Raw genomic sequence first — 19762 nt, 5'->3', positions numbered from 1 at the left:
GAGATGAGCCGCGCCCGGGGCTCAGAAGTGCCGGTACCGGTCCGGTGCCAGGTCCCAGGGGTCTTTGCCGAGATACTCGGCCACGCCGCGGAACACGCAGCTCTCGATCACCATGCGTTTGTGCAGCTCGTCGTCGCGGTGCAGCTTGGTGAGCCGTTGGATCGGCAGCCGAAACAGAATGATGCGATTGCCGATCACCTTCCACCGCTCCACTGGGGCGCCCTCAGCAGGCATCCCCAGGGGCACGGCGCCGATCTCGAAGATCACGTCGGCGAGCTCTTCTGGCCAGACGCCCTTGAGGTAGTCGGCGGTTGACGCCACGGTCATCTCGAAGAGGTCGATCCGCGTGCGAAGCGGCGGCAGATGCGGCCCCGTGACCGACGACCGCAGAGTGCGGCCGTGGCGGTTGCGGTATCGGTAGCGCGAAGTTTTGGCTCCGGTGTTCCGCCGTGAACGTGGCATAGAGCAAGCTTACGGCGCGCCCAGTCGAGCCGTTCACCCTCTCATGCATAGTCTGTGATGGATGACCACCAGAACCTGCTCGCGCATCACCTGCCAGGGCGAAGCCGTCTCGACGTTCACCTACGTCTACGCCGACTCCATCGCGGTTCTCGGCCCCCTCAGCTTCCAGCACGAACCGCACAGTTACGACCTGTGCGCGAAGCACACCGAGAAGCTCTCGGCCCCCCAGGGCTGGCAGATCGTGCGCTACACCACGGTCGGCACCGACTTCTAGCCCGAGTCGCCCCCGGGGGAGAGCTCGAGCCCCCGGGCATCCCGCGATCGAGTTGCCCGAAGGTGCAAGAAATTCGCCGAAACCCTGCGCAAACGGGAAAGTCGACGCTATCGAGATGACGCCATCCGCCCAATCGGGAGCGCGCGAGGGGCGTTTCGTGGCGTCTCGCGTCGTCGACACGCTTCCGGCTCCAGGACATCGAGTTTCCCGAATCTGTCGGTGTTTCGGGCGAAGACCGACAGAGCCGGGAGTCGATGCAGCCGCGAGCGTGGGGTCGAGCGATACTCGTCGACAACCGCCCCTAGGCGAAAGTCAGCGGCGTGCGCCGGGGGTTCCCGTTGTGCGTCGACGACGCGTGACGAGCAGCGCGCTGGCAGCTCCGGCAGCGAGAAGCCCGAGCGCACTCGCTGCCAGCACTCCGCGGAGCGGTTCGTCAGCGCCGGTGTGGGCGAGCTGGGCCTTTCCGCCCGGCAGGCTGCCGCCGGCGGTCACGCTGGTCGGTGTAGCAGTGGCGGTGCTGGTGGGCGAGGGTATCGGCGTCGGCGTCGGGAGATTCGCTGTGAGAATGTAATGGATGCTGTCCGTTGTGCCCGCCAAGCTGCTCGCCGATACAGCAATCGTGTAGGAGCCGGCGGCAGTCGGTGTGCCGGAGAGGACGTCGGTTACCGAATCGAAGGCGAGGCCGGGTGGAATTGTTCCCGTCACGCTGATGGTGGGAACGGGCCTGCCGGTCGCGGTGAAAGTGAATGAGTAGGGTGCGCCCACTGTTGCAGCGGGTGGGTTGCCTGACGTGATCGAGGGTGCCTGCGGAGTGACAGCTCCGAGTCGAGCGACGGCTGTGCCCTTACTGAGCGCCGCGTAGATCGTGCTCGTGCTGCTGTCGACGGCTAGTCCGAGCGGACCTGATCCACCGACTGCTTCAGTGGTCACCTTCGGCGTGCCGGTCGCCCCCGCGTCGAAGTGCGAGACGCTGTCTTCATCGAGGTTTGAGACGTAGACGGTACCGCTCGCCTCATCGACGGATATTCCCTGCGGGTGCAGTCCCACAGCCACCGTTGTTGGCGTGGGATTCGGAATCGAGTCGTCGAATCGATACACGGCGGAGCCGCCGGTGTTCGAGACGAACACCGAATGAGACGGGCTGTCGACCGCAACCGCACCGACACCGGGACCGACCGGGATTGTCGATCGAGTGACAAGTCCATCGAGGCTGGTGAACGTTGTGACTGAGTCGCCGTTCGTGTTGGACACGAAGACGGTGTGGCTCACTGTGTCGATACCAATCCCCAATGGAACCGCCCCCACGCCGATGGTCGAGACTGTGGGAGTGGTCGTTGTTCCATCGAATCGCGAAACATTCGCTGAAGCGCTGTTGGCGACGAAGACGAGGTGCGTGGACGGGTCGATCGCTATACCGGTCGGAAAGGACCCGACGGCTACGTCGCGGATCAGTGCAGGCGTCGCCGCAGCCGTATCGATCACGGCCACCTTGTTCTGGTTCGGAAGAGTCACAAAGGCCAGATGCGCGGCCGAGTCGACGGCGATACCGCTCTGTGGGGCACCAACCATCACGTTCACGGCGGTCGGCGTCGCACTATTCCCGTCTAAGAACGACACCGAGTTGGTGCTGTTCGTCACGAACACCCGGTGATTGACGGAGTCGATCCCCACCGCAACGGGCTTGTTGCCGACCGCCACCGGCCCGGTGAAGGCCTGCGCCGTCTGTGGCGATACCAACGCCAGGCACGCGACCATGCCTGTTACGGCTGCAGCGAAGCAGAGGCGGCGGGGGATTCGAGACTTCGTCATGAAAATGAAACTAGCTCACAACTGTAAAAAGAGCAAACCTCACCTATTTTTTGCGTATCGCTACGGCATCTTGTTGCCCGACGGCGCAACGGATTCGGCGAAACCCTGCGCAAATGAGAAAGTCGCTGTAGTGAGCGGAGTAGCGCGTTGGCGCACGCGCTGTCGAGATGACGCCAACCGCCCAATCGGGGGCGAGCGAGGGGCGTTTCGCGTCAGTTCGCGTCGCCCACCAGCTGCCGGGGAGCATGCTAGCGGCGGGGGTAGCCGTGGGGGAGGCCCGTGAGCAGCGGCGACAGGCGTGCCAGGCGCGCCGACTCGAGGTGCAGGGCAGCGGTCTCCCTGTCGCGACGGAGAGCCGCGATGCCGAGCAACAGCAGCTCGGGCGGCACCGGAGGCACGGGCGACACGTACGGCGCCGCTTCGAACATCAGGGCTGCGGCGTGGCGCTGCCGGGCATCCGGAGTCATGTGGTTCGCCTCGGCGAGGAACTGCGCGATACGCCGCGAAAGCCGGTCGGGCAGTTTCGCCACATCGGCCACGTGCGCCCAGCCGTAGAGCGGCGGTGGCATCGGCGCGGCCTGCGAGACCACCTTCGGCACCCGCTCGTGCTGGCTGTACGTGCCCGCCAGCAGGTCACCGAGGCGCTTCGACCGGGGGTTCAACAGCCCGACGATCACGGCGAGGCCGCCCAGGGTGAAGTAGATCTCGAGCACTCCCGTGAGCGCCCTGATGAAAGCGTGGCGAAAGGATGCTGCGCCACCGTCATCGCGCACGATCCGCGCCCCCACAGCGAGCCTGCCGAGCGAACGGCCCTTCATCAGCGTCTCGACCACCGTCGGCACGACCACGATGCAGAATACCAGGCTGGTCACGATGGCGGCCTGGGTGATGGCATCGTCGGCGCCGGTCGAGGCCTGCCAGAAGCTGACGAGGAACACGGCCCCGATGAACAGGCCGACGGAAAACACGACGTCGATCATGGTGCCGGCCGCACGCAGGATGAAGCTGGTGGGTCGCACGTCGAGCGCCACGGCCTCGCCCGTGACGAGGAGCGCATCGTTGTGCTCGAGGGAGTGTGTCGCTCCGATGGGGGCGAGAAGTGGCTCAGCCATGGCTATCATCTAAGCAGATGGATCTTGACGCATACTCAGCAGCGCATCGGGGCGAATGGAATCGCCTCGATGAACTCGGCCGACTCCGGAACCCGAGCGGTGCCGAGGCAGACGAGCTGATCGAGCGCTACCAGGCCGGGGCTTCGCAGCTCTCGGCCCTCACCACCTCGGCGGGTTCGACGGCTGTCGGCGACCGGCTGTCGGTGTCGCTCTCGCGTGCCCGGCTGCGGTTCACCGGGGCCAGCCCGAACGTGCTCGCCCAGGTGCCGGCGTTCTTCGCCCTGCAGTTGCCGGCCGCGCTCTATCGCATCCGCTGGCTCGTGCTCGTGGTGGCGCTGGCGACGCTCGCCGTGAGCACGCTCTACGCGGTGTGGGCGCTGAACGACCCGCAGGTGCTCGCCAACTTCGGTACGGATGACCAGCTCCGCAAGGTCGCAGAGCAGGACTTCGTCAACTACTACTCCGACAACCCGGCGGCCTCCTTCACCGGCCAGGTCTGGACGAACAATGCCTGGATCACCGCGCAGTGTGTCGCGTTCGGCATCGTGGGCGTCTACGTGCCGTACCTGTTGCTGCAGAACGCGATCAACCTCGGCGTGAACGCCGCTGTCCTGTTCCACTACGGGCACGCCGACGTGTTCTTCCAGTACATCCTTCCGCACGGGATGCTCGAACTCACGGCGATCTTCGTGGGGGCCGCCGCCGGGCTCCGCATCTTCTGGGCGTGGATCGCTCCTGGCCCTCGCACCCGGGGTCAGGCGCTCGCCGAAGACGGGCGCGCCCTGTTCACGGTGGCGATCGGGCTCGTGTTCGTGCTGCTGGTCTCCGGCGTGATCGAGGGGTTCGTCACCCCGCAGCCCTGGCCGTGGCCGGTGAAGATCGGCATCGGGGCCGTTGCACTCGCCGCGTTCCTGTTCTACATGCTGTTCGTCGGCGGCCGGGCCGTCCGCGCGGGCGCAACGGGCGACCTCGCCGACTTCGATGCCGGGGCCAAGCGTCTCGTGGCCGCCTAGCTTCGAAATCGACTTTCCCCGTTCCGTCGGTGACCGCCGCACAGACAGAAACTTTGGGGCAAGTCGATTGGGCCCGGGGGTTAGAGGCGGCCGGCGGCTTTGAGGGCGAGGTAGCGGTCTGCAACGGCGGGGGGCAGGTCGGCGGGGGAGCCCGTGACGACGTCGGCACCCTGCTGCCGGAGCGCGGCCGAGACGCGGGCGACGTCAAGCAGCGCACGCTCGGCCGCCGCCGCTGTGTACACCTCGTCGCGCGAGCCGAGCCGGGCGGTGCGCGCGAATGTCTCCGGGTCGGAGACCGACGCTACGAGAACCGTGTGCCGCTGGGTCAGCTGCGGCAGCACGGCAAGCAGCCCCTGCGACGACCCGGGCGTCTCGGCCGAGGTCAGCAGTACCACCAGCGCCCTCTGGTTCGTGATCTCGCGCACGCGGGCCGGGATCGCGCTCCAGTCCATCTCGAGAAGTTCGGGGTCGACCGTGGCGAGAGCGTCGACCATACGCGACAACAGTTCGGGTCCGACGGCGCCCTGCACGCGCGCGCGCGTCCGCCGGTCGTAGGCGAGAACATCCACCCGGTCGCCCGCCCTCGTAGCGAGGGCCGCCAGCAGCAGCGCCGACTCGAACGCGGTGTCGAGACGCGGCTCGTTGTCGATTCGCGCAGCGCTGGTGCGACCCGTGTCGATCACGATCACGACGCGCCGGTCACGCTCCGGCCGCCAGGTTCGAACGACGACCTCGTCACGCCGAGCCGTCGCGCGCCAGTCAATCGACCGCACGTCGTCGCCCCGCACATATTCGCGCAGGCTGTCGAACTCCGTACCCTGCCCCCGGATCATCAGGCTCGTTCGTCCATCGAGTTCACGCAGCCGCGCCAGCCTCGATGGCAGATGCTTGCGCGAGGTGAACGGCGGCAGTACCCGGATGCGCCCCGGCACACGCAGCGTCGCCTGGCGCGCCCACAGACCCAGGGGCCCGAATGACCGGATGCTCGTGAACTCCACCCGGCGTTCCCCCCGCCTGAACGGCCTGAGCTCGATGCTCACGAGACGCCGTTCACCCCGCGGAATGACGAGGGCCGAGCGTGTGGTGGCGGCGCCGGCCGAGGGCTGCCACGCGTCGCGCACGGTGCCGCGGAGCATTCGGCGACCCGTGTTCGTGAGGTACAGCTCGCCCGTGACACTCTCGCCGAGACGGACCCGCTGCGGCAGAAGGCGTTCGGCCGTGAGCTGCCGCGGAGAGCCGGCGAGAGCGAGGTCGACGACGCCGAGCAGCGTCGTCAGCAGCAACCAGCCGACCAGCCCTTCGGCGGCGAGCCCGTAGGCCTGCCCGAGCACCACGATCGGCAGAACGCCGAGCGCCAGCAGCAGCACGAAACGCCCTGATATCGCCATGGTGTTCTTCCTTCCTGGTGTGGGTCGTCTCGGTGGGTGTGGGTCGTCTCGGTGGGTGTGGGTCGTCTCGGTGGAATTGAGAGCCTAGATCGGCACCTGCACCTGCGACAGCACTCCGCGCAGGATCGAGTCGACAGACACGCCCTCGAGCTCGGCCTCGGGCCGCAGCTGGATACGGTGCCGGAACACCGGCAGCACCATCGCCTGCACGTGGTCGGGCGTGATCCGCTCGAATCCGTTGAGCCACGCCCACGCCTTCGCCGCCGCGAGAAGAGCCGTGCTTCCGCGCGGGCTCACGCCGAGCTTCACCGAGGGGCTCTGCCGGGTCGCCCTGGCGAGGTCGACGGCATAGGCCAGAACATCCACCGTCGCGCCGACGCGCGCCACGGCCGCCTGCGCCTCGTGCAGCTGGGCCGCGCCGAGCACAGCCGTCACGCCGGCACCGCCGAGGTCCCGCGGGTTGAAGCCCGCCGCGTGTCGCGCCAGCACGGCGATCTCGACGTCGCGCTCCGGAATGTCGAGCGTCAACTTGAGCAGAAACCGGTCGAGCTGCGCCTCGGGCAGCATGTACGTGCCCTCGTACTCGATCGGGTTCATCGTCGCCGCCACGAGGAACGGGTCGGGCAGCTGGCGGCTCACCCCGTCGACGCTCACCTGGCGCTCCTCCATCGCCTCGAGCAGCGCCGACTGCGTCTTGGGAGGTGTGCGGTTGATCTCGTCGGCGAGCAGGATGTTCGTGAACACCGGCCCCTCACGAAACTCGAATTCGCCCGAACGCCCGTCGTAGACCAGCGAACCGGTGACGTCGCCCGGCATCAGGTCGGGGGTGAACTGCACCCGCTTCGTGTCGAGGCTGAGCGCCGAGGCGAGCGAGCGCACGAGGAGTGTCTTGGCGACACCGGGAACGCCTTCGAGCAGCACGTGCCCGCGGGCCAGCAGCGCCACCAGCAGACCGGTGACGGCTCCGTCCTGCCCGACGACGGCCTTGCCGACCTCAGTGCGCACTCGAGAGAGCGCGAGACGCAGCTCATCGTTGGTGCTCGCCGGTGCACTGGCCGGAGCTTGAGCTTGAGCCGGAGCGCTCATCGGTTCTGGCACCGGATAGGTCTCAGTCATCAGAGTTTCCCTTGTTCGATTACGTGTGTGCCTGTTCGTGTGTGGCAGTCGTCTGGATCGGAGTGCATCACGACGGCCCTCCGAGCCCGAGCGACGCGCGTACGGCCCGCTCGAGCCCCGCGAGGCGCTGGGCGAGTTCGACGAGATCGCCCTCAGAGCCCGGCACCTGGTTCACGAGTGTGGCAGCAACCTCGGTCGCCGGTATGCCCGTGACCGCCGAGCACTGCGTGATGATCAGTTCGAGCGGTGCCGTCCGAGGCAATCCGAGCATCACGGCCAGGCGCGTACTCGAGCCGATGCGGAGGGCATCGAGCGCGTGTGTGCTGTCACCCGAGCGCGCGTAGAGTCTCGCGCGCCCACCGATGGTCTCGCTGGCCCGAACGATCACCGGCAGGTTCTCCACAACCACCGGCCCGAGTCGTCGCCCACGCCACACAGCCCCTGCCACGAAGACGAGCACGAGCAGACTGAGTGCCGGCGTGACCCAGCCCGGAGTCAGGGCGCCGAGAGAGGGCGGCCCGTTCGCCGTGACATCGGCCGCCGACGGGGTGTACCAGACGACGCTGTTGCTCGTGCCCAGGAGACCAAGCGCGAGGGCTGCATTCCCTGCGAGCGTGATGTGCCCGTTGTCGAGCACTTCGGGAGCACCCAGCACCGTCACCGATCCGGCCCGTACGAGAGAATACGAGGTGCCGAACGACGGAAAGCAGGATTCCGTCACGACTGACTCCCCAACGGAGCGGTACGTCGTCCCAGAGACACTGATCGTGCCGGCAGACCGGGCAGCGGGCAACTCGCACTGGGCACTCAGCGTTGCGCTGTCTGAGCCCGACGACTCGGGTGCACCCGCAGCGGCGATCGTGGGTGCGAGCGCTTCGAGCTCGAACACATCGGGCTCGACCAGCACGAGCCGGCTACCGAGGGCTGCGGCCTCGGTATAGCGGTCACCGGGCAGCAGCTGGTCGGGGTCGTAGATGAGCACCGTCGAATCGGCAGAAACTGCCGCCTGCGCCTCGGCCAGCGAGTGCGCCGCCGTCACGGTCACGCCATGCTGCCGCAGCACCTCGGCCAGCGCCCTGCTCCCCGCCGGTGCCGGGCTGTCGATCGACAGGGGCGCAGCGCTCGCCGTCCCCGAAACACCTTTCACGAGCAGCAGAACGACGCTGGCGACGAGCACCAGGATGCCGGCGACGATCCAGAATCCCGAGCGTCGCAGCGAGGCACGGATGCCCGACGAAACCACGACGGCCCCGCCGTTGTTGCCTGTCGAGGTGTCGGGCGCACCGCGAGTGGTGCCGTCGGGGCCGCCGACAGGGGGAACTCCGCCCGGCGGCGGGCCGCCCACAGCTGCGCCGTCGGTCGCGGAGGGCCGAGCATCCGTCGTCGTCACTGCAGCACCCGCTCCAGCACCGGCTGCCGGGTGACAGGTGGCCGATCACGGAGCTCCCTCTCGAGCGCGACCAGCTGCAGGTAGGCCTCGCGTGTCGCCGCCCCACCGAGGTATCGCACGTCGTCGAAGGTGCGTGCTGCCTGCTCAAGCCCCGGGGCGTGGGCCGGGTAACACTCCGAGGCCTGGGCTGCGAAGCCGTGGGCCGTCGTGCCGGGGGTGAGCCGCACGATCGTGCGTTCCGCCTGGCGGCGGGCCAGGGCGCGGTAGAGCTCCTCGAGTGCGGTGCGGTAGTCGCCGGCGTCGGCGGCGGCCGCAGCCGACGCGCGCAGTTGCGCCGAGGATCGCAGGTCGCGCGACCCGAAGAGCGCGGCCTGGTCGGCCGCGACCTTTCGCGCCAGCCTGGGCCGGCCGAACACGATGAACGCGATGACCACGAGCGCGATCACAATGACGAGCACGACGGCAGGGAGAAACCCGCCGAGGTTGCCGTCGGATGGCACGACAAGCGACGACAGCCAGTTCAGAAAATCTTCGGATGCCCGGTCGAGCCAGCTCGGTTTGGCGGCCTCGTATTCCGGCTTGGCGAGCTCGGTGAGCAGCCACTGCCGTGCGTCAGGAGCGCTCGGGCCCAGCGGTTCGAATGTCAACACGCCCACGGTCACCGACGCTCGGTCACCAGGAACGGGTCATCGCTCGCGGTCGCCCGCCCGGCCTGCCGCGCCTCCACGAACCGGATGAGCTCGAGGTCGAGGCCCTCCTTGCGGATGCGCAGGTCGATGTACACCAACGAGACCGCAGCAGCCTGCACCACCGCGGTGATCGCGCCCACGACGAGTTGCACGACGCCGAGCACCAGGTACGTGATGACGATGTTTGTGAGTTCCGCACCCGAGAGGCCGGCGGTCGAGGTGCCCGTGGAGGTGCTGGCACCGTTGGGGTCGACCAGGTTGAGACCGAGGCCGAGCAGCAGCCCGACCGGTGTGGAGACGAGCTGGGCCGCGAAGTACATGATCACGTTGACGAGCGCGAGCACCCCGAACGTCTTCCAGAACGAGCGCGACGTGAGGCGCCACGAACGCACCATCGCCTGGCGCACGGTCATTCTCTCGAGCACGATCGCACACGGTACGAGAGCGAACTTCGTTCCGAGCCACACCGCGAGGGCCAGGAGCCCGAAGAAGCCAACGATTCCGACGACCACCGACAGCACGATCCCCACGGTTCCGAGGCTCGCCAGCAGCACGATCACGCCGATGACCACGACGAGCACCACTACGATCGCTGCACCTTCGAGCAGGGTCCAGAGCAGCAGCGGCCACACGCGCTTGCCGGCCGCGCGCCACAGTTCGCCGAGCCGGCGTTTCTCGCCGAGCACCTCGCGCGAGACCTCGATCACCAGGATGCCCTGCAGCAGTGCGCTCGCGACCAGCCCAACGGCCAGGGGGATGAGGGCCGAAAGCAGAATGATCACCGTCGACCCGGCGGTGATCGCGTCCTGGTCGCTCGCCGAGGCCTGGTTGATCCTCGTGACGGCCAGCAGCACGGCGCCGCCGATGATCACTCCCGTGACCAGGTAGATGATGAACTGGATGATCAGGGCACTCCCGACCGTCGGCCCCGTGTTGCGCCGCAGCACCTGGAACGGCGACCCGAGCAGTGTGCCGAAGCCCAAGGGTCGCAAGGGGACCAGCCCGGGCTTGGGCGGTGGCGCCCATTGCTGGCCGGGCTGCGGCGCGGCAGGTTGCCCATACGCAGCTTGCCCGTACGCCGGCTGCCCGTAGATCGGTGGGGCGCCGTAGACCGGCGGTGCGCCAGAGGCGGGGGGAGAGCCATAGGCCGGGGGTGCATACTGCCCGTACGCCGGCGGGGGCGTGGTGGGCTGCCCGTATGGCGGCGGGGGAGCGTACTGCCCGTACGCCGATGGTGCTGGCGGAGCGGGTGGCCCCGGGGGAGCCTGCGGCGGCGCGTACTGCCCGTACGTCGGCTGCACGGGCGCAACGGGGCGAGTGGGCGGAACCGGAGCTGCCGGTTGGATGGGCGGCACAGGCGCCGCCGGGTTCTCGCCCTGGGGCACGCCGCTCGGGGGGTTCTCGCTCACCGGTGGATCCTCACGTTTCTGGCGTCCGGTTGCGCACAACCCCAGCCCTTCGCATCATGCTCGCACAATCCGACCACACACATCACGACCGCAACACCAGCTGAGTTTAGCTCAACTGAATGGTGTCCGTGAATGCCCCGCCGATCATCCATCGGCGTGCAGGATGCTTTCGGCAACCCTCCAGTACTCTTACACCCATGGATGCTCGCATACTGGTGGTCGACGACGATCCCGCGCTCGCCGAGATGATCGGCATCGTGCTGCGAACGGAGAACTTCGAACCGGTGTTCTGCGCCGACGGCTCTGAGGCGTTCGCGGCCTTCACCTCGTCGAAACCCGACCTCGTGTTGCTCGACCTGATGCTCCCCGGCATGGACGGCATCGAGGTGTGCACGCAGATCCGCGCCGAATCGGGCATTCCGATCATCATGCTCACGGCCAAGTCCGACACGACAGACGTGGTCAAGGGGCTCGAGTCGGGCGCGGACGACTACATCGTGAAACCCTTCAACCCGAAGGAGCTGGTGGCGCGCATCCGCACCCGGCTTCGCCAGACACCCCAGCCGTCGAGCAGCGACTCGCTGCGCATCGGCGACCTGGAGCTCGACGTGCAGGGCCACGAAGTCAGGCGAGGCGCCGAGCGCATCAACCTCACGCCCCTCGAGTTCGACCTGCTGCACGCCCTCGCAGCGAAGCCCCAGCAGGTCTTCACGCGGGAGATGCTGCTCGAGCAGGTGTGGGGCTATCACTACAAGGCAGACACCCGACTCGTGAATGTGCACGTGCAACGGCTCCGTGCGAAGGTCGAAGAAGATCCAGACAACCCGGCGATCGTCATGACGGTGCGTGGCATCGGCTATCGCGCGGGCGCTGTGGTGTGACGACGACCCGCCCCTCGCTGCAGCTGGCGAGGCGCAGCCACATCGGGCCGTTCCTCGCGCGGGAGTGGCGCGCCTGGCCCCGGCAGCTTGCGGGCGCGTGGCGCAGTTCGCTGCAGTTCCGCACGATCATCATCACCATCACTCTCACCACGGTGGCGCTCCTGGGTGCGGGAATCTACACCTCGGTCAGTATCGGCAACGATCTGTTCCAGTCGAGGCTGAGCCAGGTGCTTCTCGACTCGAACCGGGCGGCGACCGCGGCACAGTCGATCTTCGATGCGGCCGACTCCACGAACGAGTCCTCCGCGAGCACGCTCCTCGACTCGGCCCAGACCAGTATCAGGGCGTCGTCGTCGTCGCGGCTCATCGCGATCTACGCAGCCCCGGGTCAAGATCAGAGTGCGACGACCTTCCTACCGTTCGCGAGCCCTGCTCTCACCGTCGACGGGGTCATCACGGCTGAGCTCCGGCGCGAAGTGACCGACGGTGCCGGCACACAGACCCAGTACTGGCAGTCGGTTGCGCTCGACAACGGCACCGGTGGCACGGAGCCCGGCATCATCGTCGGAACCCCGCTCACGATCCCGGGCGCGGGGCAGTACCAGCTCTATCTCGGCTACAACCTCGCCGACTCCGACCAGACCCTCCGCTTCGTGCAGCAGACCCTCTGGATCGCGGGCCTCCTGCTCACCCTGCTGATCGCCCTCGTGGCCTGGGTCATCGTGCGCCTGGTGATCGACCCCATCCGTGTTGCCGCCGAGACCAGCGAGAAGCTCGCCGCCGGGCAGCTCGAAGTGCGCATCCCGGAGAAGGGCGAGGACATCATCGCCACCCTCGCGCGTTCGTTCAACGGAATGGCCGACAGCATGCAGGGCCAGATCACCCAGCTGGCCGAGCTCTCGCAGCTGCAGCAACGGTTCGTCTCCGATGTCTCCCATGAGCTGCGCACACCCCTCACCACCATCCGTCTGGCCGGTGACGTGCTCTTCGACCACCGCGAATCATTCGAACCGGCGATCGGGCGCACGGCGGAGCTCCTGCACACCCAGACTGTTCGCTTCGAATCGCTGTTGAACGACCTGCTCGAGATCAGCCGTTTCGACGCCGGCTCGGCTGACCTCAACATCGAACCGACGAGCCTTGTGCACCTCACCGAAGACACGATCGAGCAGATGCGCCCCCTCGCCGACTCCACCGGAACGCCCATCCGGCTCGAGACGCCGGGCGGGTACGTCGACGTCGATCTCGATGCCCGCCGCATCCGCCGCATCATCGGCAACCTTCTCGGCAACGCGATCGAGCACGGTGAAGGCCGGCCGATCGACGTCTCGATCGACAGCACTGCCTCGGCGATCGCCCTGTCCGTCCGCGACCACGGCATCGGGATGACCGCGGCCGACGCCGAGCGGGTCTTCGAACGTTTCTGGCGCGCAGACCCGTCGCGCAAACGAACGATCGGCGGCACCGGGCTGGGACTGGCCATCTCGCTCGAAGATGCCGCGCTGCACAACGGCTGGCTCGAGGTGTGGTCGCAGCCGGGGGAGGGCAGCATGTTCCGACTCACGCTGCCGCGCGTGCGCGGGGAGCGCCTCGAGAGCTCGCCGATCCCGATGCCCACAGGCCGCGCCGATGCGGAGGGGAGCCATGATGAAGTCTGAAGAACGAAGAAGACCGCGCCGGGGCGTGAGGGTGGGCAGACTCCGGCTATCCGTTGCCGCGGTCACCATGGTGGCGGGTGTTCTCGCGCTGGCGGGCTGCACGGGCATCCCGGACAACGGCAGCGTGCACGCCCAGGAGGTCAGCGCAACGCCCAATGACAATGACGTGATCCTCCTCCCGGCCGGGCCCGCGCCGGGGGCGAACCAGGTTCAGATCCTGAACGGATTCCTGCAGGCCGCCGCGAGCCCGCAGAAGGACTACGAGATCGCCCGCGAGTACCTCACCGCCGATCTCTCCAAGCAGTGGGACCCCGACGCCGGGGTTCTCATCACCTCGAACCAGCCCGTGCTGACCCCGAGCTCCGACACCAGCATGTCGGTCACCGTGAGCCCGAAAGCGGAGGTCGACCAGACCGGCGAGTACAAGGAGAGCGTCTCGGCCGCATCGGTGACGCTCCCCTTCACCTTCGTGCAGGAGAACGGGCAGTGGCGTATCAGCACCGCCAACCCCGGCATCATTCTCGAGCAGCTCCGCTTCAGCCAGGTCTTCAGCTCGCACCCGTTGTACTTCTACGACCCGACGTACACCTATCTCGTACCCGACGTTCGGTGGTTCGCCAAAGACACCACCACGAGCACGCGGGTCGTGCGAGCGCTCCTCGGGGGCCCTTCGCCGTGGCTCGGGCAGGGCGCCGTGGTCACCGCCTTCCCCGACGGAACGGAGGCGTCTCCGGTGGTCGTCGAATCCGGCACAGCGAACGTTCCGCTCTCGAGCCAGGTGCTCTCGCAGTCGCAGGTGTCGTTGCAGCGCATGCAGTACCAGCTCGACGAGAGCCTCGGCAGCGTGGCCTCGGTCGCGAGCGTGTCGATCTCGGTGAACCAGAACCCCGTGACGGTCGTTCCCGGTACCCCGCCGATCAGCACCCCACTGGTGGACAACAAGGCCCTGGTGCAGCTCTCCGGGGCATTCGGCTACCTGTCGAACAACGCTGTGGTGCCCATCGGTTCGGTCAACGACAAGATCCAGGCGCTCGGCCCGTTGTCGGCGACCTCGTCGTCGGGAGTCTTCGCGGTGGGTACCGCTGCCGGCGTATACGCGGTGCAACCCGGTGGCAACGACCCTGTGCTGGTGGATGCCCGGCCGGGCCTCATCGCGCCGTCGCTCGACCCCGCGGGGTATGTCTGGTCGGTTCCCGCTGGCAGCCCGAACGCCGTGCAGGCCTATGGCAAGGATGGCTCGACCCACTCCGTCGTCGTCAACTGGAACGGCGCATCGGACATCGTCTCCCTCGATGTCTCGCGCGACGGAACGCGGGTGCTCGCCTTCACCGTGGCAGACGGTATGCCGAGCCTTCTTGTTGCCGCGATCATCCGCGACAAAGACGGCGTCCCCCAGCGGCTCGGTGACCCCCTGGTGCTCGCGTCGGGCCCGGGGGCACCGGTCGATGCCACCTGGGTCGACCAGACCGACGTCGCTTCGCTCACCGTGTCGCCCAGCGGCGACGATCGGGTTGTGGCACAGCAGATCGGAGGCATCTCAAGCAATCTCGGGGTACCGAGCAACGCCACCACCCTGAGCGGCGGCAACAGTCTCGACGGGCTCTGGCTGCTCACCTCGGCAGGGGATCTGCAACAGCAGCGCGGCAGCGGCTGGCAGACGATCTCGAAGGGAATCTCCTTCCTCGCCACGCAGACCTGAGGTATGCAGACCTGAGGCATGCGCGTCCGTCGTCCACAATCCGGAATCTTCGTCAGTCTTCCCCCGAATTGTGGCGTGGGAACGGATCGAGTGTTCGAGCGGCCGAGAATACCGGCATGACCGTTCTCCGACACCTCACCCACACATTCTCCGAAGCACTGGCCGCGGCTCTTGCACTCGTGCTGCCCGTCGCCTGCGCTGGCTGCGGCGCTCCCGACCGCTCCGTGTGCAGAGCGTGTATGACCGCGCTCGCAGGCGGAGAAGGCGACGTGGTCCACCTCAGCGTCGACGAACCGGGCTCAGACCCCTTGGAGGTCTGGTCTGCCGTCCCGTACCACGGAGTCGTATCGAGCCTGCTCTCCGGGCTGAAGGAATCGGGTCGCACCGATGTGGTGGGTGTCTTGGCAGAGACGCTCACACCGGCACTCCGGAGTGCATACACCCAGACCCGTGCGAGGCTCCCGCCGGGCGAGCCACTTCACCTCACCGTGGCTCCCTCGTCACGGGCGGCGTACCGAAAGCGTGGGTACAACCCCGTCGAACTACTCGCAGCCCGCGCGCGCAAGGGCGGCACCTTCTGCAAAGACGAAGCCGCGCCGCTGTCAACCACACTGCGTGTACGCGCCGTCATCGCCGACCAGGCCGGGCTCGGGGTTGCCGCCCGTCGCGACAATCTGCAGGGCGCGCTTGGGCTTCGCAGGCGTTTCTCAGGAGGCACCCTCGAGGGGCGGCACTTTCTGCTGGTCGATGACGTGATTACCAGCGGAGCGACGCTGCTCGAGTGTCGAAGGGCGCTGCAGGCGGCGGGCGCTTCGGTCTGGGGGGCGGTGACGCTCGCGCACACAGAAAGCCGCAGCGGACTCTCGGCGGTTCGTCATGTTCACGACGGGTGAACGGCAGGAATACGGCAATCTGGATCGCGCGGGCAAACCCACGGGTGACAGATGCGTGCAGACGCGACTACGGTGGGGGAAAAGGCGCGGAAGAACTCGCTTTGACCCCAGGGCGGCGCGTCTTTTCAGACTAGGAGATCGCCATGGAGATCAACATCACGGGCCGCAACCTAGGAATCACCGATCGGTTTCGCAGTTACGCAACTGAGAAGGCCGAGAAGGTCGAACACCTTGCGGATCGTGCTCTCGCGCTTGAAGTCAAAGTCTGCCGCCACAGCTCGGCGAACACCTCCGGTGGCGACGACCGGGTGGAACTCACTCTCATCGGCCCGGGACCGATTGTGAGGGCCGAGAGCGCCGGCTCAGACAAGTACGTTGCCTTCGATCTGGCGATCGCCAAGCTGCTCGAGCGATTGCGCCGCGCGAAAGATCGAAAGAAGACCCACCGCGGCCAACACCGGCCTGTGTCACTCCGCGAAGCCAGCGCAGCTGATTTCAGTGGCATCGACGTGGTTCCCGCCGAAGCCGAGGTCCTGCTGAGGGCGACGACCGGCGCAGTGCCGGTGCAGCCGGCCAACGCAGAGGCGGAGGAGACAGAAGAGGCGTGGTCGCCGGTGGTGATCCGCAAGAAGGTCTTCGCTGCGGCCCCGATGACCGTCGACGATGCTCTCTATCTGATGGAGCTCGTCGGGCACGACTTCTATCTCTTCATCGACGCCGAGACGCAGCGCCCGAGCGTGGTCTACCGCAGAAAGGGCTGGGATTACGGAGTCATCGGGCTCGACGACAGTGCAGCTGTTGACTCGCCGGCCGAAAGCCGCCAGGCCGAACGGGTCTTCTCCTAGGGCCGGTTCGCTCGACCCTGAATGAAGGGTCGCCACCGAACGCCTGGGGGCACAGCGACACGGTTGCTGTGCCCCCAGTGCTCTGCCGTCCCGTGGGCGTTCAGCTACGACAACTAGTATTGCTATGATTACCGGCTGGATCATGGCTGGTTCGGTAGGAGATTTATTGTGGCTTCAGTTCTGGAAAAGGTTCTCCGGGTCGGTGAGGGTCGGGTACTCCGTCGCCTCGAGAACTACGCAAAGGCAATCAATGCGCTGGAAGAAGACTTCACTCACCTGAGCGACGACGAGCTCAGAGAAGAGACCCCTCGGCTGAGAGAGAGGTTCGCAGAGGGCGAGAGCCTCGACCACCTGCTGCCAGAAGCGTTTGCGGCAGTACGAGAGGCTTCGCGGCGAACGTTGGGACTCCGGCACTTCGACGTGCAACTCATGGGTGGGGCGGCCCTGCACCTCGGCAACATCGCCGAGATGAAGACCGGTGAGGGCAAGACCCTGGTCGCGACGCTTCCGGCCTACCTGAACGCCATTGCCGGCGAGGGTGTGCATATCGTCACCGTCAACGACTACCTTGCCAACTACCAGAGTGAACTCATGGGCCGCGTGTTCCGCGCGCTCGGCATGACCACGGGTGTCATCCTCAGTGGCCAGACACCCGCAGAGCGCCGCGAACAGTACGCCTCTGACATCACCTACGGCACGAACAACGAGTTCGGCTTCGACTACCTGCGAGACAACATGGCCTGGCAGGCCTCCGACATGGTTCAGCGTGGCCACTACTTCGCCATCGTCGACGAGGTCGACAGCATCCTGATCGATGAGGCCCGCACGCCTCTCATCATCTCGGGGCCGGCCTCAGGCGAAGCGAACCGATGGTTCACTGAGTTCGCCTCGATCGCGACCCGCCTCGTGGCCGATGAGGACTACGAGATCGATGAGAAGAAGCGCACGGTCGGTATTCTCGAGCCGGGGATCGAGAAGGTCGAGGACTACCTCGGCATCGACAACCTCTACGAGTCGGCCAACACTCCGCTCATCTCGTTTCTGAACAACTCGCTCAAGGCATCTGCGCTCTTCAAGAAAGACAAGGACTACGTCGTGATGAACGGCGAAGTGCTCATCGTCGACGAGCACACCGGCCGAATTCTGGCCGGCCGGCGGTACAACGAAGGAATCCACCAGGCGATCGAGGCCAAAGAGGGCGTCGTCGTCAAGGCAGAGAACCAGACCCTCGCCACGGTGACGCTGCAGAACTACTTCCGTCTCTACGACAAGCTCGCCGGCATGACCGGTACGGCCGAGACCGAAGCCGCAGAGTTCAACGGAACGTACAAGCTCGGCGTCGTGGCCATCCCGACCAACCGGCCCATGCAGCGCAAAGACCAGCCCGACCTCGTGTACAAGAACGAGCAGGCGAAGTTCGAGCAGGTCGTCGAAGACATCGTCAAGCGTCACGAGACCGGCCAGCCCGTACTTGTCGGCACGACCAGTGTCGAGAAGAGCGAGTACCTCTCGCGGCTGCTGGCGAAGAAGGGCGTGCGTCACGAAGTGCTGAACGCGAAGAACCACGCCCGTGAGGCCGCGATCATCGCCCAGGCAGGCCGCCTCGGCGCGGTGACCGTTGCGACGAACATGGCGGGGCGTGGCACAGACATCATGCTCGGTGGCAACACCGAGTTCCTCGCTGTCGCCCAGATGAACGCGCGTGGACTCAGTCCGATCGACACCCCAGAGGAATATGAGCTGGCCTGGGACGACGTCTTTGCCGAGGTCAAGGCCGGGGTCGAGGAGGAGGCAGAGAAGGTCGTCGAAGCAGGCGGCCTCTACGTGCTCGGCACCGAGCGGCACGAGTCTCGTCGGATCGACAACCAGCTCAGAGGCCGCAGCGGTCGCCAGGGAGACCCGGGCGAGAGCCGCTTCTACCTCTCCCTGACCGACGACCTCATGCGTCTGTTCAATGCTGGTGCAGCGGAGAGCCTGATGGGCCGCGGCAATGTGCCAGACGACCTGGCCATCGAGTCCAAGGTCGTTTCGCGCGCCATCCGAAGCGCCCAGTCACAGGTCGAGGGCCGCAACGCGGAGATCCGCAAGAACGTGCTGAAGTACGATGATGTGCTCAACAGGCAGCGCGAAGCCATCTACAGCGACCGCCGGCACATCCTCGAGGGTGACGACCTGCATGAGCGGGCACAGAAATTCCTGCAAGACGTGGTCGACGACGTGCTCGAGACCCACGCGGGCGAGGGAAATGGGGACGACTGGGACTTCGACGCGATGTGGACCGAGCTGAAGACGCTCTATCCCGTCTCCATCTCCATCGACGAGGTCATCGCCGAGGCGGGCAGCCGGGGCAAGATCAGCCGTGAGTTCGTCGGCCGCGAGATTCTCTCCGATGCCAAACTCGCCTACCAGAAGCGTGAAGAGACGCTGGGCGAGGCTGCGATGCGTGAACTGGAGCGCCGCGTCGTGCTCACCGTCATCGACCGCCGCTGGCGTGATCACCTCTACGAGATGGACTACCTGAAAGACGGCATCGGTCTGCGGGCGATGGCCCAGCGTGACCCACTCGTCGAGTACCAGCGCGAGGGTTACCTGCTCTTCCAGCAGATGATGGGCCAGATCCGCGAGGAGGCAGTCGGATTCCTCTTCAACCTCGAAGTCGAAGTCAACACGCCTGCGGGTTCGGTCGACGCGCCGAGCGTCCAGGCCAAGGGGCTGGAGACGGGCAGTGCAGAAGAGACCGGCCTGAGCTACACCGCTCCGAGCGACTCCGGCGGAGTCGAAGTGCGAAACCAGCGCGGCCAGCTCGAACAGGCCGCCACCGCGCTTGCCCAGCGAGCGCAACAGGATGCCTCACCGGCAGCTTCTGACCTGTCGGCTTCGGCGGCCCAGGGTCGGGGCTCTGCCCCCACCACGCAGCCTTCGCGGCCAGCACCCACCACAACGGGAGCATTCGGCCAGAAGACACCTGCAAATGCCGCTCCAGCAGTGAACCGCGCCGACAGGCGAGCCCAGACCAAGAAGAAGTAGCCGCCTCCTCGCGCGGAGCGCCTGTCCGGTACACCTGGGCCGGCGCTCCGCTCCGAGAGGCTCGTTCCTTCAGTGAGAGTGCGCCTCGCCCAGCAGT

Annotated in this window: 16 protein-coding genes; 8 read left to right on the top strand and 8 right to left on the bottom strand. The window is 66.7% G+C overall.

Annotation, left to right across the window (positions count from 1 at the left end):
- Positions 1-21: 21 nt before the first annotated feature.
- Positions 22-462 (bottom strand): metallopeptidase family protein, encoded by a 441-nt coding sequence (locus JOE66_RS14530; protein ID WP_205110582.1) that lies wholly within the window; start codon positions 460-462, stop codon positions 22-24.
- A 61-nt stretch (positions 463-523) separates the two neighbouring features.
- Here JOE66_RS14530 and JOE66_RS14525 point away from each other — a divergent pair, with 61 nt between their 5' ends.
- Positions 524-736: a DUF3499 family protein gene (locus tag JOE66_RS14525; protein WP_205110580.1), complete on the top strand. Its 213-nt coding sequence runs from the start codon at positions 524-526 to the stop codon at positions 734-736.
- A gap of 312 nt (positions 737-1048) precedes the next feature.
- Here the strand turns inward: JOE66_RS14525 and JOE66_RS14520 are convergent, their stop codons facing one another.
- Positions 1049-2545 carry a putative Ig domain-containing protein gene (locus tag JOE66_RS14520; protein WP_205110578.1) on the bottom strand — a complete coding sequence of 499 codons (1497 nt, stop codon included), beginning with the start codon at positions 2543-2545 and terminating at the stop codon, positions 1049-1051.
- Between the two features lie 248 nt (positions 2546-2793).
- Positions 2794-3657 (bottom strand): RDD family protein, encoded by an 864-nt coding sequence (locus JOE66_RS14515; protein WP_205110576.1) that lies wholly within the window; start codon positions 3655-3657, stop codon positions 2794-2796.
- Positions 3658-3674: 17 nt separating this feature from the next.
- Here JOE66_RS14515 and JOE66_RS14510 point away from each other — a divergent pair, with 17 nt between their 5' ends.
- Positions 3675-4670 carry a stage II sporulation protein M gene (locus JOE66_RS14510; protein ID WP_205110574.1) on the top strand — a complete coding sequence of 332 codons (996 nt, stop codon included), beginning with the start codon at positions 3675-3677 and terminating at the stop codon, positions 4668-4670.
- Between the two features lie 80 nt (positions 4671-4750).
- On the opposite strand, the gene JOE66_RS14505 is transcribed toward JOE66_RS14510, so the two are convergent.
- The 5 genes from JOE66_RS14505 to JOE66_RS14485 form a co-directional block, all read right to left on the bottom strand.
- On the bottom strand, positions 4751-6058 hold the full coding sequence (locus tag JOE66_RS14505; RefSeq protein WP_205110572.1) for a DUF58 domain-containing protein: 1308 nt from the start codon (positions 6056-6058) through the stop codon (positions 4751-4753).
- Between the two features lie 84 nt (positions 6059-6142).
- On the bottom strand, positions 6143-7144 hold the full coding sequence (locus tag JOE66_RS14500; protein ID WP_239518831.1) for an AAA family ATPase: 1002 nt from the start codon (positions 7142-7144) through the stop codon (positions 6143-6145).
- Between the two features lie 97 nt (positions 7145-7241).
- Positions 7242-8564, bottom strand: coding sequence for a DUF4350 domain-containing protein (locus JOE66_RS14495; protein WP_205110567.1), 1323 nt, complete (start codon positions 8562-8564; stop codon positions 7242-7244).
- Positions 8561-9211: a DUF4129 domain-containing protein gene (locus JOE66_RS14490; RefSeq protein ID WP_239518323.1), complete on the bottom strand. Its 651-nt coding sequence runs from the start codon at positions 9209-9211 to the stop codon at positions 8561-8563. Before JOE66_RS14490 ends, JOE66_RS14495 begins: the two co-directional genes overlap by 4 nt.
- Positions 9212-9222: 11 nt before the next feature.
- Positions 9223-10662, bottom strand: a complete 1440-nt coding sequence (locus JOE66_RS14485) for a DUF7847 domain-containing protein (protein ID WP_205110563.1) — start codon at positions 10660-10662, stop codon at positions 9223-9225.
- Between the two features lie 197 nt (positions 10663-10859).
- On the opposite strand from JOE66_RS14485, the gene mtrA reads away from it, so the two are divergent.
- From mtrA to secA, 6 genes are all read left to right on the top strand, one after another.
- Positions 10860-11543, top strand: coding sequence for an MtrAB system response regulator MtrA (gene mtrA / locus JOE66_RS14480; RefSeq protein WP_205110561.1), 684 nt, complete (start codon positions 10860-10862; stop codon positions 11541-11543).
- Positions 11540-13201 (top strand): MtrAB system histidine kinase MtrB, encoded by a 1662-nt coding sequence (mtrB, locus tag JOE66_RS14475; RefSeq protein ID WP_307827223.1) that lies wholly within the window; start codon positions 11540-11542, stop codon positions 13199-13201. Before mtrA ends, mtrB begins: the two co-directional genes overlap by 4 nt.
- A gap of 25 nt (positions 13202-13226) precedes the next feature.
- The gene (locus JOE66_RS14470; RefSeq protein WP_205110559.1) at positions 13227-14900 is read left to right on the top strand and encodes an LpqB family beta-propeller domain-containing protein; all 1674 of its coding nucleotides are present in this window, start codon (positions 13227-13229) and stop codon (positions 14898-14900) included.
- A 116-nt stretch (positions 14901-15016) separates the two neighbouring features.
- Positions 15017-15793 (top strand): ComF family protein, encoded by a 777-nt coding sequence (locus JOE66_RS14465; RefSeq protein WP_205110556.1) that lies wholly within the window; start codon positions 15017-15019, stop codon positions 15791-15793.
- A gap of 143 nt (positions 15794-15936) precedes the next feature.
- The gene (gene hpf, locus JOE66_RS14460; protein ID WP_205110554.1) at positions 15937-16638 is read left to right on the top strand and encodes a ribosome hibernation-promoting factor, HPF/YfiA family; all 702 of its coding nucleotides are present in this window, start codon (positions 15937-15939) and stop codon (positions 16636-16638) included.
- A 168-nt stretch (positions 16639-16806) separates the two neighbouring features.
- The gene (gene secA / locus JOE66_RS14455) at positions 16807-19665 is read left to right on the top strand and encodes a preprotein translocase subunit SecA (protein WP_205110552.1); all 2859 of its coding nucleotides are present in this window, start codon (positions 16807-16809) and stop codon (positions 19663-19665) included.
- Positions 19666-19762: the final 97 nt, after the last annotated feature.

It is taken from the genome of Subtercola frigoramans (assembly GCF_016907385.1).
GTDB lineage: Bacteria > Actinomycetota > Actinomycetes > Actinomycetales > Microbacteriaceae > Subtercola > Subtercola frigoramans.
This window is presented reverse-complemented; position numbering and strand designations above follow the sequence as displayed.

Bases quoted from the DNA above. Each gene is read 5' to 3' on its own strand.
- JOE66_RS14465 (WP_205110556.1), top strand. From the start codon at position 15,017: ATGACCGTTCTCCGACACCTCACCCACACATTCTCCGAAGCACTGGCC.
- JOE66_RS14525 (WP_205110580.1), top strand. From the start codon at position 524: ATGACCACCAGAACCTGCTCGCGCATCACCTGCCAGGGCGAAGCCGTC.
- hpf (WP_205110554.1), top strand. From the start codon at position 15,937: ATGGAGATCAACATCACGGGCCGCAACCTAGGAATCACCGATCGGTTT.
- JOE66_RS14520 (WP_205110578.1), bottom strand. From the start codon at position 2,545: ATGACGAAGTCTCGAATCCCCCGCCGCCTCTGCTTCGCTGCAGCCGTA.
- JOE66_RS14505 (WP_205110572.1), bottom strand. From the start codon at position 6,058: ATGGCGATATCAGGGCGTTTCGTGCTGCTGCTGGCGCTCGGCGTTCTG.
- JOE66_RS14530 (WP_205110582.1), bottom strand. From the start codon at position 462: ATGCCACGTTCACGGCGGAACACCGGAGCCAAAACTTCGCGCTACCGA.
- JOE66_RS14510 (WP_205110574.1), top strand. From the start codon at position 3,675: ATGGATCTTGACGCATACTCAGCAGCGCATCGGGGCGAATGGAATCGC.
- mtrA (WP_205110561.1), top strand. From the start codon at position 10,860: ATGGATGCTCGCATACTGGTGGTCGACGACGATCCCGCGCTCGCCGAG.
- JOE66_RS14515 (WP_205110576.1), bottom strand. From the start codon at position 3,657: ATGGCTGAGCCACTTCTCGCCCCCATCGGAGCGACACACTCCCTCGAG.
- JOE66_RS14500 (WP_239518831.1), bottom strand. From the start codon at position 7,144: ATGAGCGCTCCGGCTCAAGCTCAAGCTCCGGCCAGTGCACCGGCGAGC.